We start from the raw sequence: 12,744 nt of genomic DNA, 5'->3' as shown, positions 1-12,744 counted from the left end.
GGCGCCCGGCGCAGGGCCCATTGCGGCGGTCGGCGTGCGTCCGGTGGGCGCTAATTCCATCCCCGTCACCCTGAGGTGGCCGCTTCTTCAGCGGCCCTCGAACGGCCCGGCTGTATCGGGGCCGTTCATCCTTCGAGGCTCCCGGCGCGATGCCTGGCATCGCGCCACTCGCGCCTCAGGATGACGGAACTGCTATTGCGATACTGTGAGATCCGAATCCGGACTTGCCGCTCACTCCTCCCCCGCAAGCAACGCCGCGTTGCCGCCCGCCGCGGCCGTGTTGATCGTCACGGTCTGCTCGGTCGCGAAGCGGGCGAGGTAGTGCGGGCCGCCGGCCTTGGGGCCGGTTCCGGACAGGCCGTTGCCGCCGAACGGCTGCACGCCGACGACGGCGCCGATCATGTTGCGGTTGACGTAGATGTTGCCGACCTGCACGCGGTCGATGATGGCTTCGATGGTGTCGTCGATGCGGGAATGGACGCCGAGGGTGAGCCCGTAACCGGAGCGCTCGATCGCCTGCAGCACGCGTTCGAGGTTTTCGGCGCGGTAGCGCACGACGTGGAGGATCGGGCCGAACACCTCCTCGGTGAGCTGGCCGGCGTCCCTGAGCTCGAAGATGTGCGGTGCCACGAAGCAGCCTCGCGGCGCATGGCCGGCAAAGTGCAGCCGCGCCTCACTCTTCATCCGCGCAATATGGGCAACGAGGCGCTGCTTGGCCTCCGCGTCGATCACAGGGCCGACATGGGTCGCGGCGTCACAGGGATCGCCGATTTTCAACTCGCGCGCGGCGCCCGCGATCATCTCGATCATGCGGTCGGCGACGTCCTCCTGCACGAACAAGAGTCGTAGCGCCGAGCAACGCTGGCCGGCGGAGCGGAACGCCGAGGTCACGACGTCGTCGGCGACCTGTTCGGGCAGCGCGGTCGCATCCGCGATCATGGCATTGATGCCGCCGGTCTCCGCGATCAGCGGCACGATCGGCCCATCCTTGGCGGCGAGCGTCCGGTTGATGCTGCGGGCGACCTCGGTCGAGCCGGTGAAGACGACACCGGCAATATCAACGTGCGCGGTCAAGGCTGCACCGATCTTGCCGTCGCCGACAACGAGATGCAGCGCATCTTTCGGGATGCCGGCTTCGTGCAGCAGGGCGACAGCTTCGCGCGCGATGCGCGGGGTCTGCTCGGCGGGCTTTGCCACCACGCTGTTGCCGGCCATCAGCGCCGCCGTGACCTGGCCGAGGAAGATCGCCAGCGGAAAATTCCACGGCGAGATCGCGACGAAGACGCCGCGGCCGCGCATCGCGAGCGCGTTGCTCTCACCGGTCGGGCCCGGCATCGCGGCATCACCGCCAAACAGCTTGCGGCCTTGCGCAGCGTAATAGCGGCAGAAATCGGCGGCCTCGCGCAGCTCCGACAGCGAATCGTCGAGCGTCTTGCCGCCCTCGCTTTGCAGCAGCGCGATGAAGCGGGCGCTGCGGCTCTCCAGGAGATGCGCGGCTTGCTCCAGCGCCGCCGCGCGCGTGGCCGCCGGCGTCCGGCTCCAGGCGGCGAAGCCAGCGCGTACCGCGGCCACCGCCGCATTGGCTTGATCCGGAGTGGCGTCCGCAATCGGCTCGAGATCGGTCGCCTCGGCTTTGACGTCAGCGAGCAACCGGTCGAGCGCGACGCGCGCGCCGAATTCGACGCCGCGCGAATTGCGCCGCTCCGGCGCGAACAGATCGCCCGGCAATGGGATTTTCGGATGCGCCGCCGCTTGCGGCCGGACGATGGCGTCCGCCGGACGCTGCAATAGCGCCGTAACAGGCACGCGGTAATCGGCGGCCTGCGCCACGAACGACGAGTTGGCGCCGTTCTCCAGCAGGCGCCGCACCAGATAGGCGAGCAGGTCGCGATGGCTGCCGACCGGGGCATAGGTGCGGTAGGCGGTCTCGGGATGATCCTTGGCGAGCTGCTCGTACAGCGCTTCGCCCATGCCGTGCAGGCGCTGGAATTCGAACCCGCCGCTCTTCCCGGCAAGCTCCAGCACGGTCGCGACCGTCAGCGCATTGTGGGTAGCGAATTGCGGGAAGATGCGCGGCCGCAAGCTCAAAAGCTTCGTCGCGCAGGCGACGTAGTTCAGATCCGTCATCGCCTTGCGCGTGAACACGGGATACCCGTCGAGCCCGCGTTCCTGCGCGCGCTTGATCTCGGTGTCCCAATAGGCGCCCTTGACCAGCCGCACCATCAGCTTGCGGTCATGCGCGCGGGCGAGCGCGTCGACATAGTCGATCACCGCGCTGGCGCGCTTCTGATAGGCTTGGATTGCGAGGCCAAATCCGTCCCAGCCGGCCAGCGAGGGATCGGCGAGCGTTGCCGCGATCACGTCGAGCGACAGTTCCAGCCGGTCGGCCTCCTCGGCATCGACGGTGAAGTTGAGGTCATGTGCCTTGGCGCGCTGCGCGAGATCGAGCAGCAGCGGCACCAGTTCGGCCATCACGCGCTCGTGGCTGATCGCCTCGAAGCGCGGATGCAGTGCCGAGAGCTTGACCGAGATGCCGGGCCGGTCGGGCAGGGGATGGGGACCCGCAGCCTTGCCGATCGTCTCGATCGCACTCGCATAGGCATCGAAGTAACGCTTGGCATCCGCCGCCGTGCGCGCGCCTTCGCCGAGCATGTCGAAGGAATAGCGCGGCTTCTGGCCGGAGCGCGGCTTGCCCCGCTCCAGCGCCTGCTCGATGGTCTCGCCCAGCACGAAATGATTGCCCATCAGCCGCATCGCCTGGCGCGTGGCGGTGCGCACCGCAGGCGCCCCCAGCCGCTTCACCAGACGGCCGATGGTGCCGTCGGGCGTCTCGCCGGGCTGGATCACCCGCGCTGACAGGCCGAGCGCCCAGGCCGAGGCGTTGACCAGGAACGCCGTGGACTTGGTCTCGTGGTGGATGAAGTCGCCCTCGCCGAGCTTGTCCTCGATGAACTGGTCGGCAGTGCGCGCATCCGGCACGCGCAGCAGTGCCTCCGCCAGCACCATCAGCGCGAGCCCTTCCTTGGTCGAGAGCGCAAACTCCCGCAGCATGTCCTCGACCCCACCGAGCCGGTCGTCGCGCTTGCGGATCGCCTCGATCAGCCGCGTCGCAGTGCGGTCGATCCGGGCTTCCTGTGGCGGGGACAGATGCGACGCCGGCAACAGCCGCGCGGCGATCTCGGCATCATCGGGCGCGTAGGCGGCGGTGAAGGGCGGTGGGATGTTCGGCATGGCATGTCCTGTGGCTCAATCCAGGATAAGGCTCGCATGACCGTGGTTCGATAGACAATCTAGCCGATTTGCCTTAGAAAATGAAGATCGGAAGCGATCTGACCTGATAAACTATGGAACTCGATCGAATCGACCGGAAGATCCTCTCGATTTTGCAGGAGGATGGGCGCATCGCCAATGTCGAGCTTGCCGAGCGCATCGGGCTGTCGCCGACCTCGATCGGCGAGCGGCTGAAGCGCTTGCAGCGCGAGGGCTTTGTCGAAGGCTATGGCGCGCGGCTCAACCCGCACCGGCTCGGCCTCGGTTTGTTGGTGTTCGTCGAGGTGCTGCTCGACAAGACCACGCCGGACAATTTCGAACGTTTTGCGCGCGCGGTGAAACTCGCGCCCGAGGTGCTGGAGTGTCACATGGTTGCCGGGGGCTTCGACTATCTTGTGAAGGCGCGGCTAGCCGACATGGCGGCGTATCGACGCTTCCTCGGTGAGACCCTGCTGTCGATGCCGGGCGTGCGCGAGACGCGGACCTATGCGGTGATGGAGGAGATCAAGCGCGACGCACCGTTACCGGTGGGCTGACGAAGTGCCGTCGCGATTGTCATTGCTGAGGCGTTGAACGAGGGTCCTCGCGGGAAATAGCTCTCCGTGTGCAGTCGCAACGCCTGTCGTCGAATGCACTGGCCGTCTTCTAAAATTTTCTTGGCCCGGCTCCCGGAAGGGTCCGGGAGGCAGCAAAAGCTGGCGGGCTTATACTTTGAGGTTCTCTGCGGAGGTCTTGCCCCGGTTTGCGATCTCTTCGTATTCCACCGTCTGTCCTTCGTTCAGGGACGACAGACCGGCTTTCTGCACTGCCGAGATATGCACGAACACATCCTTGCCGCCCGACGCAGGCTGGATAAATCCATAACCCTTCGTCGGGTTGAACCACTTGACCGTACCTTTAGCCATCACGACTTCTCCGCGGGTCTTCCTCCGAGATCTCGAACCGCCAGTCCCCGCCAACCGGCCGGTTCGGTCCTAACAGGATACGCGGAATGTGGCCGGCTTGGTAGCTCAAACCACATCGGCCTTTTGCCGAATTCCGCTCAACTTCGCGGCGTTTTTGCCGGTTTTGCCCGTTTCGCGGTCAAATGGCCGGAGCGCGGCGGATGTACTGTAGACAGAAGGAGCGAGCAGCCACTCTTCCTTACCCTCCCCCTCCAGGGGAGGGTAAAGAGAAAGCGCTCCGGTCCTTCAATACGTCGCGGCCAGGTAATCGACGATCTTGCCGACATCGGCATCGTCGATCGGCGCGCCATAGACCTTGATCATCTTGGTCACCTCGGCCTGCCAGAAGCTTTTCTTGTCCTTCATCGGCGGCTGCGTCTTGATGTAGTCGGCCGAGTGGCAGGCGCTGCAATTGCCCTGGACCACTTCGAGATTGGGCCCGGGCTTGAATGCGGCGACCTCGTCCGGAAGCTGGTAGTTGACGGGGGCCGCGGTCACAGCGCCGAGACCGGTGGCGAGGGCGAGCGTGATAGCGAGGAGAACGGTACGCCGCATGGTCATTCTCCTTCAGGCCACGGTGACGCGGACGGTTTCGACGACGTTGCGTAGATAACCCGCCGGGTTCCAGCGCGGCGTATCCGGCTGCGTCTCGCCGCCATTGCCGGTGGCACGCACCTTGAGCTCAACGCTGCCTGCCGCGAGCTTCACCGGCAGCTTCCATTCGCGGAACGAATATTTGCCGAGATCCTTGCCGAGCTTGGCGCTCGTCCAGGTCTTGCCGCCGTCGGTGGAGACCTGGACCTCCTTGATGCCCTTGCCGCCGTCGAAGGCGATGCCGCGCAGGGTCGTAGCTCCGGCCTTGAGCTTGGCGCCATCAGGCACGCTGGTGATGAAAGAGCGGATGGTGAAGCGGTTGATCGGGATCGTCGCCTTCGGCGTAGTGCCGGGCTCGATCGCGTTATCAGGCGTGTCCGGAATGCGATAGGCCGACTTCATCCAGAAGCCTTCATAGACGTTGTCGATGACGGTGATCTCGTTGAGGTGCTTGACCCAGTAGGTGCCATAATAGCCCGGCACGATCAGGCGCAGCGGGAAGCCGTTGAGGAACGGCAAATCTTCGCCGTTCATGCCATAGGCCAGCATCGCCTCGCCGTCTCTGGCGTGATCGATGTCGAGTGCCTTGACGAAGTCAGGCGTCTTGTCGCTGACCGGCCCGTCCATGCCGTTGAAGGTGACCTGCCTGGCGCCGCTCTGCACACCGGCCATCTCCAGCACCGCTTTCAGCGGCACGCCGCGCCAGCGCGCATTGCCCATCGCTCCGTTGGCGAGCTGGCCGCCGGCAACGCGCGGCTCGAAGAAGCCGCGGCTGTTGCCGGAGCACTGGTTGACGGCGACGATCTCGGTCGCCTTCATCTTCCTGATGTCTTTCAGCGAAAGTTTCTGCGGCTTGTCGACCTTGCCCTTGACCTCGAGCGTGAACTTGTCGGGGTCGAGATTGTAGGGCAGGTCCGAGAGGTGATAGCGCACGAAGAACGCATTGTTTGGCGTGATCGGACCGTCGTTGAAGATCGCGAACGGCGTCTCGAGCTGCGGCGGCCGGCTGGTTAGCCCAATCATCGCTCGCTTCTGCGGATATTTCACCAGCGGCCGTTCGCCATTGGCGAAGGGCAGGGTCACGGTATCGAGTGCCAGTGCCCTGGTGGAATTGAGTGTGGCCGCAAGTGTGGCAAGCCCCGCTCCTTTGAGCAGGTCGCGTCGATCGAACATCTGGTCCCCTCCCGGAGCTTTTCGATGGCTCGCGGTCATCACCGCGAACCGCGTTCATCTGTCGCAACGATTTGAACGAAGTCAATTCGTGCTTTCGCAGCAGGCCCATGCCGCTGCGCTGCAGCAGGCCGGTGTTACGCGGGGACGAGGCTGGTCGTTTAACTCAATGTCGCCGCGCGCTCGCTGCACCTCTCCCGCTTGCGGGAGAGGTCGCGCCCCCGGGGCGATGCGAAGCATCGTCCCGCGCGCGGGTGAGGGCTTTCTCCTCTAGGGGAGTGTCCCATTGCGGAGACACCCTCTCCCCAACCCTCCCCCGCAAGCGGGGGAGGGAGCTCACCGCCTCCGTAGCTCACAAATCACGCTGCGACGCGCTCGCTGCGATCGACCAGCGCCGTCAGCTCCCGCGCATCCGCGACGACCCGCACCGCCATCGGCTCGTCGCGGCCGCGGATCGCGACCTCCTGTTGCGGCAGCGTATCGTCGGCGAGGCCCGCCGTGCTGCGGATTTCGTCCGAGACGATCGCCTCGCAGGCCAGCGTCTTGGTCATGTCCTGCAGCCGGGCGGCGACGTTGACGGCATCGCCCAGCGCCGTGAAGACGATGTGATCGCGATAGCCGATGTCGCCGATGATGACCTCGCCGCCGTGAATGCCGATGCCGAAGCGGATCGGCTGGCGAAGATCGTGGCTCAACAGCTGGTTCAGCTCGTCGATATGCGTGGCGATGCCGCTGGCAGCCTTCAGCGCCTGCCGGCAGGCGGTTTGCGGATCGGCCGTGAGCCCGAACAGCGCCAGCATGCCGTCGCCGACGAACTGGTTCGGCTGGCCGCCATTCTCGATCACCGCCTGCGACACCGCGCCGAGGAAGCGGTTGACGATGAAGACGGTGTCGAACGGCAGCCGCTTCTCGGCGAGCTGGGTCGAGCCGCGCATGTCCACGAACAGGCTGACGAGATAGCGCTCCTGGCCGATCCGCGCCGGCGCCGAGGCGTGCGCGTTGGCCGACGACGTTTGCGGGGTGAACAGCTGGAAGAAGGAGAGATCCGACGTCGGCCGCAGCTGGCAGGCCAGCCTGATCGAGGGGTCGTTGGTGCCGACGCGGGTCAGCACGAAGGCCTCGCGCTGCGACGGCTCGGGCAGGACGCCATGATCGCCGATGACACGGATGCGGCAGGTCGAGCAGCGGGCGCGGCCGCCGCAGACGCTGGCATGCGGCAGATTATGGCGCAGGCTCGCTTCCAGCACGGAGAGGCCCTTGGGAACCCGCACCGTCCTGCCGTTGCCGTAGGACAGCGCGATCATGCCGCCGCGCCGCTCGCGCCAGGCCCGCACGCCGCGCGCGGCCAGCGCCAGGCCAAGCAGCCCAAAATAGGTGATGGTGAAGGCGCCGGTGATGCGATCAAGCGTGTTGCCTTCCGCGACCGTGCCGACCTGGCGTCGCGTGAGATTGTGCGTGCGCCATTCCCCATCATCGGCCTCGATCGCGACGCTGCGGCCGCCCTGGTAGATGCCGAGCAGCGACAGCGTCGGGACCAGCACCGCGGCGGCAAGCAGATAGGGCGCGGCGCGCGTGAAGAACGGCTTGAGGCGGAGCCAGAAATAAATTCCGATGCAGCCGTGCACCCAGGCAATGAGCAGCAGGATCGTCATCTGCCAGAGCCGGCCGGGCGCTGCGACGAAGAACAGATAGAGCTCCTGCGGATAGAGCTTCTGGTGATCGTACAGCGTATAGCCGAGCCGCACCCCGACCACGTGCGCCATGACCAGTGCGGGGATGCTGAGGCCCAGCACGAGCTGCAGCGGCTCGACCGTCCGCCAGCGGAACTGCCGGCGCTGGTACAGCGCATAGATGCCGAGCCCCATATGCGTGAGCGCGGCGGTGTAGAACACGATCGAGACGGGGAGAAACTGCCAGAAGGCGGTGTGGTAGTAGACCCCAGCCTCCATGGCCTCGACCGAGATATTGCCGAGCGCGTGGTTGAGGAAATGGCTGATCACATAACAGAACAGGATCACGCCGCAGACGAGTCGCACCTGCCGCACGCTGGTCCCGCGGACGAGTTCGGAGATGGATGCAGCAGCGGTGGCCATGATTCGGTTGTATCAGTTCATGAAGGAGAACAGCCAGCGTAGCGTTTAATTCCCGATGTGGACAGGCTGCGGGATCACATGCGCGGTAAGGTTACGAAATCGTAGGGTGGGCAAAGGCGCGCCCTTGCGCGCCGTGCCCACCGTTTTTCTATCATATCCTGCTGGTGGGCACGCTTCGCTTTGCGGCGTCCGCGTTGAGGCTGGGATCGCCGCTTGCCCATCCCCCCGCATTGACTCCCCCTCCCAGGTTGGCGAAAAGCGCGGCCGTGACGACAGCCCCTGACATCACCATGCCCGCCGGCAGCGCCTCGCGCCGTCCCCTCGTCATGGCCGTAGCGATCATCGCCGCAATGACGCTGCTGCGCATCGTCTACGCCTCCGCGATCGAGCTGCGCACCGACGAGGCCTATTATTGGACCTGGTCGAAGGAGGGGGCGCTGAGCTTCCTCGATCATCCCCCGGGCATCGCCTGGCTGATCCGTTTCGGAACCGCGATCTTCGGCGACACCACGCTCGGGGTCCGCTTCGGCGGCATCGTCGCGATGCTCGTCACGCAGCTGCTGCTCGCCGACATTGTCCGCCGCCTCACCCATGATGTACGCGCCGTATTGTTCGCGGTGCTGATGCCGGAAGCTGCACTTTACTACGGCCTGCTGATGGCCAAGGTGGCGCCCGATGTCGCCATGATCCCGTTCGCGGTGGCGATGCTGTGGTCGCTGGTGCGGCTGGCGCAGAGCGGCGACGGACGCTGGTGGCTCGCGGCCGGTCTGTTCGCCGGCCTCTCGATGCTGTCGAAATTCACCGCGATCATGTTCGCTCCGGCGGTTGCCGCCTTCCTGCTGGTACCGGATTGGCGCTGGCGCTGGTTGCGCAGCCCCTATCCTTATCTCGCGGTGCTGGTCGCAATCGCCGTGTTCTCGCCGGTGCTGATCTGGAACGCGCAGCACGACTGGGCCTCGTTTCGTTTCCAGGGGGTACGCGCCACCGCCAATTACGGCATCTCGCTGCGGACCATCGGCGACTTCATCGGCCTGCAGTTCGGCCTGGTCGGCTTCGTCATGCTGCCGGTGGTGCTGACCGGCCTGGTGCTGACGGCATGGCGCGGCTATCGCACGCGCGAGCCCGTTGGAATTCTCTTGTCGACGGCGGTGCTGGTGCCGTTCGCCTATTTCCTCTTTAAGTCGACCACGCTTCGGGTCGGCGACACCTGGCCGATGTTCATGTGGCCGGTCGGTTTCGCGGCTGCGGCCGTGAACCTCACGGCGATGATGAAGGAGGATTGGTCGCCACGCATGCTGAGGTCGTCGCTGTTCTGGGCCAAGACCGCTGTCGTCTCCGGCATCGCCTTCGTCGTGATCGTGTTCCTCTATTACGTCGCCGCGCCCTGGAATCTGCTCGGCAAGATCGACCCGATCGGCGCGGAAGCCGGCTACGAGCAGGTCGCCGCGCGCGCGCAGGCCGCGCTCGACGAAACCGGCGCGACCTGGATCGCGACGACGGACTACCGCACCTACGCCATGATGCGCTGGCTGTTCCGGGGCCGCGTGCCCGTCATCGAGATCAACGAGCGCGGCCGCTTCCAGGATTTCCGCGATCCCGGCATGGACCGGATCAAGGGCCATGCCGGCATCTATGTCGGGCGCGAGCCGGACAATCGTTCCTCGCTGTGGGAGAACATCCCCGCGAACCGCGAGCATCTCGACGAAGTCGAGCGCCGCTGGCGCGGTGTTCTCGCGGATACCTATGTGATCGAAAAGCTCACCGATTGGACGCCGGAGTTGTCACCGCCGAAGGATTCGCCGCTGTTTTGGTGGAAGGTGCTGGCGGGGGAGTTTGAAAAGCGAGTGCGCGCAGCGCGAGCGGTGTAGGGGTGATTTCTCCACACGGGCAGTATCGTAGGGTGGGCAAAGCGAGCGTGCCCACGCATCTTTGCGATCGAGAGAGATGGTGGGCACGGCGCAAGCGCGCCTTTGCCCACCCTACGATTCCGGTCTTGCGGAGAGAGCCCTCACCCGTCTTGCCGCTACTCTTCCTCGTCCTTCTTCCGCAGCAGATCCGTCGCGAGGTCCGACAGCTTCGGCGGCGGCAATGCCGCAAACGGCAGCGGCCTTGTGACGGCGATTGCCGCCAGTCCCAGCCGTGCCGTCAGCAATCCGTTCAGCACGCCTTCGCCCAAGCGCTGCGACAGCTTTGCCGCGATACCGTGGCCGAGCATCTGCTGCACCAGGCTGTCGCTCGCGGCCATGCCGCCGGTGATGGCGAGATGGGCGATGACGTGGCGGAGCAGGCGGATCATGCCGAGCGCGCCGGGGCGGCCGCCGTAGAGATAAGCGAGCTGGCGGATCAGGCGCAGTGCGGCGACGAACACGAACATCACATCGATCGCGGCACGGGGCGAGACCGCGGTCACGATCGAAACCTTTTGCGCCGCCGACGATACCAGCCGCCGTGCCTCCGCATCCAGCGGCGACATCAGCTCGCGCTCGGCGAGCCGGATCATGTCGGCGCCGTCGATGATCTCGCCGGTGTGGCTCTCCAGCGTCGCGCGGGCGCGTGCGAGCTGCGGATTCTGGTGCGCGAGCTTGAGCAGATCCTGGACGATGACGCGGCTTTCCTTGCGGTCGTCGCTGGCGAGCACCGCGGCGGCGCGCGCATGCAACTGCTCGATCGTCGCCAGCCGCGCCAGGCCGAGTGCCTCGCGGCCGATCACCACCGCAAGCGCCAGCGCGGTGACGAGCGCAAAGGCGAGACCGAAGTAGCCGAGCGTTTCGCTGCGCGCGAACAGGTCCTCGATCAGATGCACCACGCCGAGCCCGGTGCCGAGCAGCGTCAGCCCGGCGAGGCCTGACCAGAACAGCGTACCCCAGGGAAATCCGCGCCGCGTCGGCCGCGCGGCCTCGATCGGCACCGGCAGTGCCTGCGGATCGTGCTCCGGCGTGATCTGGATCGTGGCGCGGCCAAGCCGTGCCGTCTCGTCGGCTTCGGTGACGACGACGCCGGGATCGTCGAGCCGGAACGTTGCCGGCCGCCGTGGCTTCGATCGGTCGTTCATGCGAGCTTGTCTCCGATCAGGAACTGCAAGGCACGGTCGAGGCGAATGTGAGGCAGCGTCGGCGGCTCCGTGCCTTCGCGGTCGAGTGTAGGCGGGCGGAAGCGCAGGAAGCGAAAGTCGCTTGTCCCGGCGGTCTCGGTTGCGAGGCCGCGGAACGCGGCATTGCCGTTGAACAGCGGCTCTGGATCCAGTGGCAAATCGCCCGGAAAGGTCGCTACTTCCGTGTTGCCGTCGAAGAATTCACCGCCGGCGCTTTCGCCCGCGGCCGGTGTTCCCAGGATCGACGGCAATTTGTCGCGGCCGCGCGCGACTTGGGCTTCTCGTGTGGCACGCACCGCGGCGAGCGCCACCACGTCGATCGCCGCGCCGGTATTTTCCGCGCGCGCAACGGCGCCCGAGACGGCGCGGCGCAGCACGGCCTCGAGCCGGTCGTGGCTGGAATGGTGCAGATGGTCGGCCTTGGTCGCCGCGAACAGGATGCGGTCGATGCGCGGGCGGAACAGGCTGGAGAGAAACGTGCTGCGGCCGATGTTGAAGCAATCGAGAATGCCGGCGAGGGCGGCTTCGAGATCGTGCAGCGCCTCGGGTCCGGAGTTGAACGCGGACAGTGCGTCGGCCAGCACGATCTGGCGATCGAGCCGGGCAAAATGATCCCTAAAGAACGGCCGCACCACGACGTCCTTGTAGGCCTCGAAGCGGCGCACCATCATCGCCCACAGCGATCCCTCCGGCGCCTGCCCGCCGATCGGCACGTCGAGCGGCGCGAAGGTCAGTGCCGGGGAGCCTGCGAGATTGCCGGGCATCAGGAAGCGGCCGGGCGGCAACAGGCTCATCGCAAAGCGCTCGTCGCGGCAGGCGCGCAAATAATCGGTGAAGAGGCTTGCGGCCGTCAGCGTCGCCTGCTCGTCCTCGCGTGCGTCGGGCTTGAGCGTTGCCAGATGCGCGTGCCATTCGCTGGCGAGATGCGCGCGCGGCGCCTCGCGCGACAGCGCAAGGCTCTCCGCCGACCATTGCTCAAAGCTCTTCTGCAGCAGCGGCAGGTCGAGCAACCATTCGCCGGGATAGTCGACGATGTCGAGGGTCAGCGTGCGATCGGCGCCGTTCGGGCGCTGATAGTCGATGACGAGCCTGAGCTCGCTGATGTCGACGGTCGAGTTCGGCCAGCGTCGCTCCTCGACCAGCGCGCGCAGATGGCTCTCATATGCAAAACGCGGCACGGCGTCGTCGGGCTGCGGCGCCAGATGCGCGCGCGCGATCCGGCCCGAGGCGTAAGCGTCGAACACCGGAAACCGGCCGCCGCGGGTGAGGCCGTGGATCAGCGCGGTGATGAACACGGTCTTGCCGGCCCGCGACAGGCCGGTAACGCCTAACCGCACCGTCGGGTTGAAGAAGTGCTCGCCATAGTCGATCAGCGCCTGCGCGGACAAGCGCGCTTCTTCGACCATATCCTGGAAACTGAATGCCATATGAACGTTAATGGATCGGGGGCGGCGGGACTGTGTGACCGATCACAAAAGTGGCAATTGCGTGAAGAAAATCAAGCTCCATACTTCCACCGTCTTTGTCGGAAAATCAGCCGTTTGAACGACGCGCCGATCCCGAAAGACCCATACAAGAGGAC

The 12,744-nt window shown here is 65.8% G+C and carries 9 protein-coding genes; 2 read left to right on the top strand and 7 right to left on the bottom strand.

All coding sequences use genetic code 11. The annotated features are described in order from the left end of the window. Positions 1 to 231 precede the first annotated feature (231 nt). Positions 232 to 3,231 carry a bifunctional proline dehydrogenase/L-glutamate gamma-semialdehyde dehydrogenase PutA gene (gene putA / locus GGD67_RS18965; RefSeq protein ID WP_179734966.1) on the bottom strand — a complete coding sequence of 1,000 codons (3,000 nt, stop codon included), beginning with the start codon at positions 3,229 to 3,231 and terminating at the stop codon, positions 232 to 234. 113 nt (positions 3,232 to 3,344) lie between these two features. Here putA and GGD67_RS18960 point away from each other — a divergent pair, with 113 nt between their 5' ends. Then, positions 3,345 to 3,806, top strand: a complete 462-nt coding sequence (locus GGD67_RS18960; RefSeq protein WP_018317238.1) for an Lrp/AsnC ligand binding domain-containing protein — start codon at positions 3,345 to 3,347, stop codon at positions 3,804 to 3,806. Positions 3,807 to 3,974: 168 nt separating this feature from the next. Here GGD67_RS18960 and GGD67_RS18955 read toward each other — a convergent pair whose 3' ends face one another. From GGD67_RS18955 to GGD67_RS18940, 4 genes are all read right to left on the bottom strand, one after another. Next, complete coding sequence (locus GGD67_RS18955; RefSeq protein WP_008134691.1) at positions 3,975 to 4,175, bottom strand: cold-shock protein; 201 nt, start codon at positions 4,173 to 4,175, stop codon at positions 3,975 to 3,977. 285 nt (positions 4,176 to 4,460) lie between these two features. Further along, positions 4,461 to 4,769 carry a cytochrome c gene (locus GGD67_RS18950; RefSeq protein ID WP_179734964.1) on the bottom strand — a complete coding sequence of 103 codons (309 nt, stop codon included), beginning with the start codon at positions 4,767 to 4,769 and terminating at the stop codon, positions 4,461 to 4,463. A gap of 12 nt (positions 4,770 to 4,781) precedes the next feature. After that, the gene (locus GGD67_RS18945) at positions 4,782 to 5,981 is read right to left on the bottom strand and encodes a molybdopterin-dependent oxidoreductase (protein ID WP_179734961.1); all 1,200 of its coding nucleotides are present in this window, start codon (positions 5,979 to 5,981) and stop codon (positions 4,782 to 4,784) included. Between the two features lie 356 nt (positions 5,982 to 6,337). Next, positions 6,338 to 8,071 (bottom strand): adenylate/guanylate cyclase domain-containing protein, encoded by a 1,734-nt coding sequence (locus tag GGD67_RS18940; protein ID WP_179734959.1) that lies wholly within the window; start codon positions 8,069 to 8,071, stop codon positions 6,338 to 6,340. Positions 8,072 to 8,361: 290 nt separating this feature from the next. On the opposite strand from GGD67_RS18940, the gene GGD67_RS18935 reads away from it, so the two are divergent. After that, on the top strand, positions 8,362 to 9,939 hold the full coding sequence (locus GGD67_RS18935) for a glycosyltransferase family 39 protein (RefSeq protein ID WP_179735105.1): 1,578 nt from the start codon (positions 8,362 to 8,364) through the stop codon (positions 9,937 to 9,939). A 155-nt stretch (positions 9,940 to 10,094) separates the two neighbouring features. Here the strand turns inward: GGD67_RS18935 and GGD67_RS18930 are convergent, their stop codons facing one another. Both GGD67_RS18930 and GGD67_RS18925 read right to left on the bottom strand, forming a co-directional pair. Next, on the bottom strand, positions 10,095 to 11,123 hold the full coding sequence (locus GGD67_RS18930; protein WP_179734957.1) for a YcjF family protein: 1,029 nt from the start codon (positions 11,121 to 11,123) through the stop codon (positions 10,095 to 10,097). Continuing rightward, a complete protein-coding gene (locus tag GGD67_RS18925) occupies positions 11,120 to 12,589 on the bottom strand; it encodes a YcjX family protein (protein WP_179734955.1) in 1,470 nt (489 codons plus the stop codon). The genes GGD67_RS18930 and GGD67_RS18925 overlap by 4 nt, the downstream gene beginning before the upstream one ends. Positions 12,590 to 12,744 lie beyond the last annotated feature (155 nt).

It is taken from the genome of Bradyrhizobium sp. IAR9 (assembly GCF_013408065.1).
In the GTDB taxonomy this organism is placed as follows: Bacteria; Pseudomonadota; Alphaproteobacteria; order Rhizobiales; family Xanthobacteraceae; genus Bradyrhizobium.
The sequence above is the reverse complement of the archived record's forward strand: the minus strand, read 5'-3'. Positions and strand labels throughout refer to the sequence as shown.

Bases quoted from the DNA above. Each gene is read 5' to 3' on its own strand.
- putA (WP_179734966.1), bottom strand. From the start codon at position 3,231: ATGCCGAACATCCCACCGCCCTTCACCGCCGCCTACGCGCCCGATGAT.
- GGD67_RS18960 (WP_018317238.1), top strand. From the start codon at position 3,345: ATGGAACTCGATCGAATCGACCGGAAGATCCTCTCGATTTTGCAGGAG.
- GGD67_RS18955 (WP_008134691.1), bottom strand. From the start codon at position 4,175: ATGGCTAAAGGTACGGTCAAGTGGTTCAACCCGACGAAGGGTTATGGA.
- GGD67_RS18950 (WP_179734964.1), bottom strand. From the start codon at position 4,769: ATGCGGCGTACCGTTCTCCTCGCTATCACGCTCGCCCTCGCCACCGGT.
- GGD67_RS18945 (WP_179734961.1), bottom strand. From the start codon at position 5,981: ATGTTCGATCGACGCGACCTGCTCAAAGGAGCGGGGCTTGCCACACTT.
- GGD67_RS18940 (WP_179734959.1), bottom strand. From the start codon at position 8,071: ATGGCCACCGCTGCTGCATCCATCTCCGAACTCGTCCGCGGGACCAGC.
- GGD67_RS18935 (WP_179735105.1), top strand. From the start codon at position 8,362: ATGCCCGCCGGCAGCGCCTCGCGCCGTCCCCTCGTCATGGCCGTAGCG.
- GGD67_RS18930 (WP_179734957.1), bottom strand. From the start codon at position 11,123: ATGAACGACCGATCGAAGCCACGGCGGCCGGCAACGTTCCGGCTCGAC.
- GGD67_RS18925 (WP_179734955.1), bottom strand. From the start codon at position 12,589: ATGGCATTCAGTTTCCAGGATATGGTCGAAGAAGCGCGCTTGTCCGCG.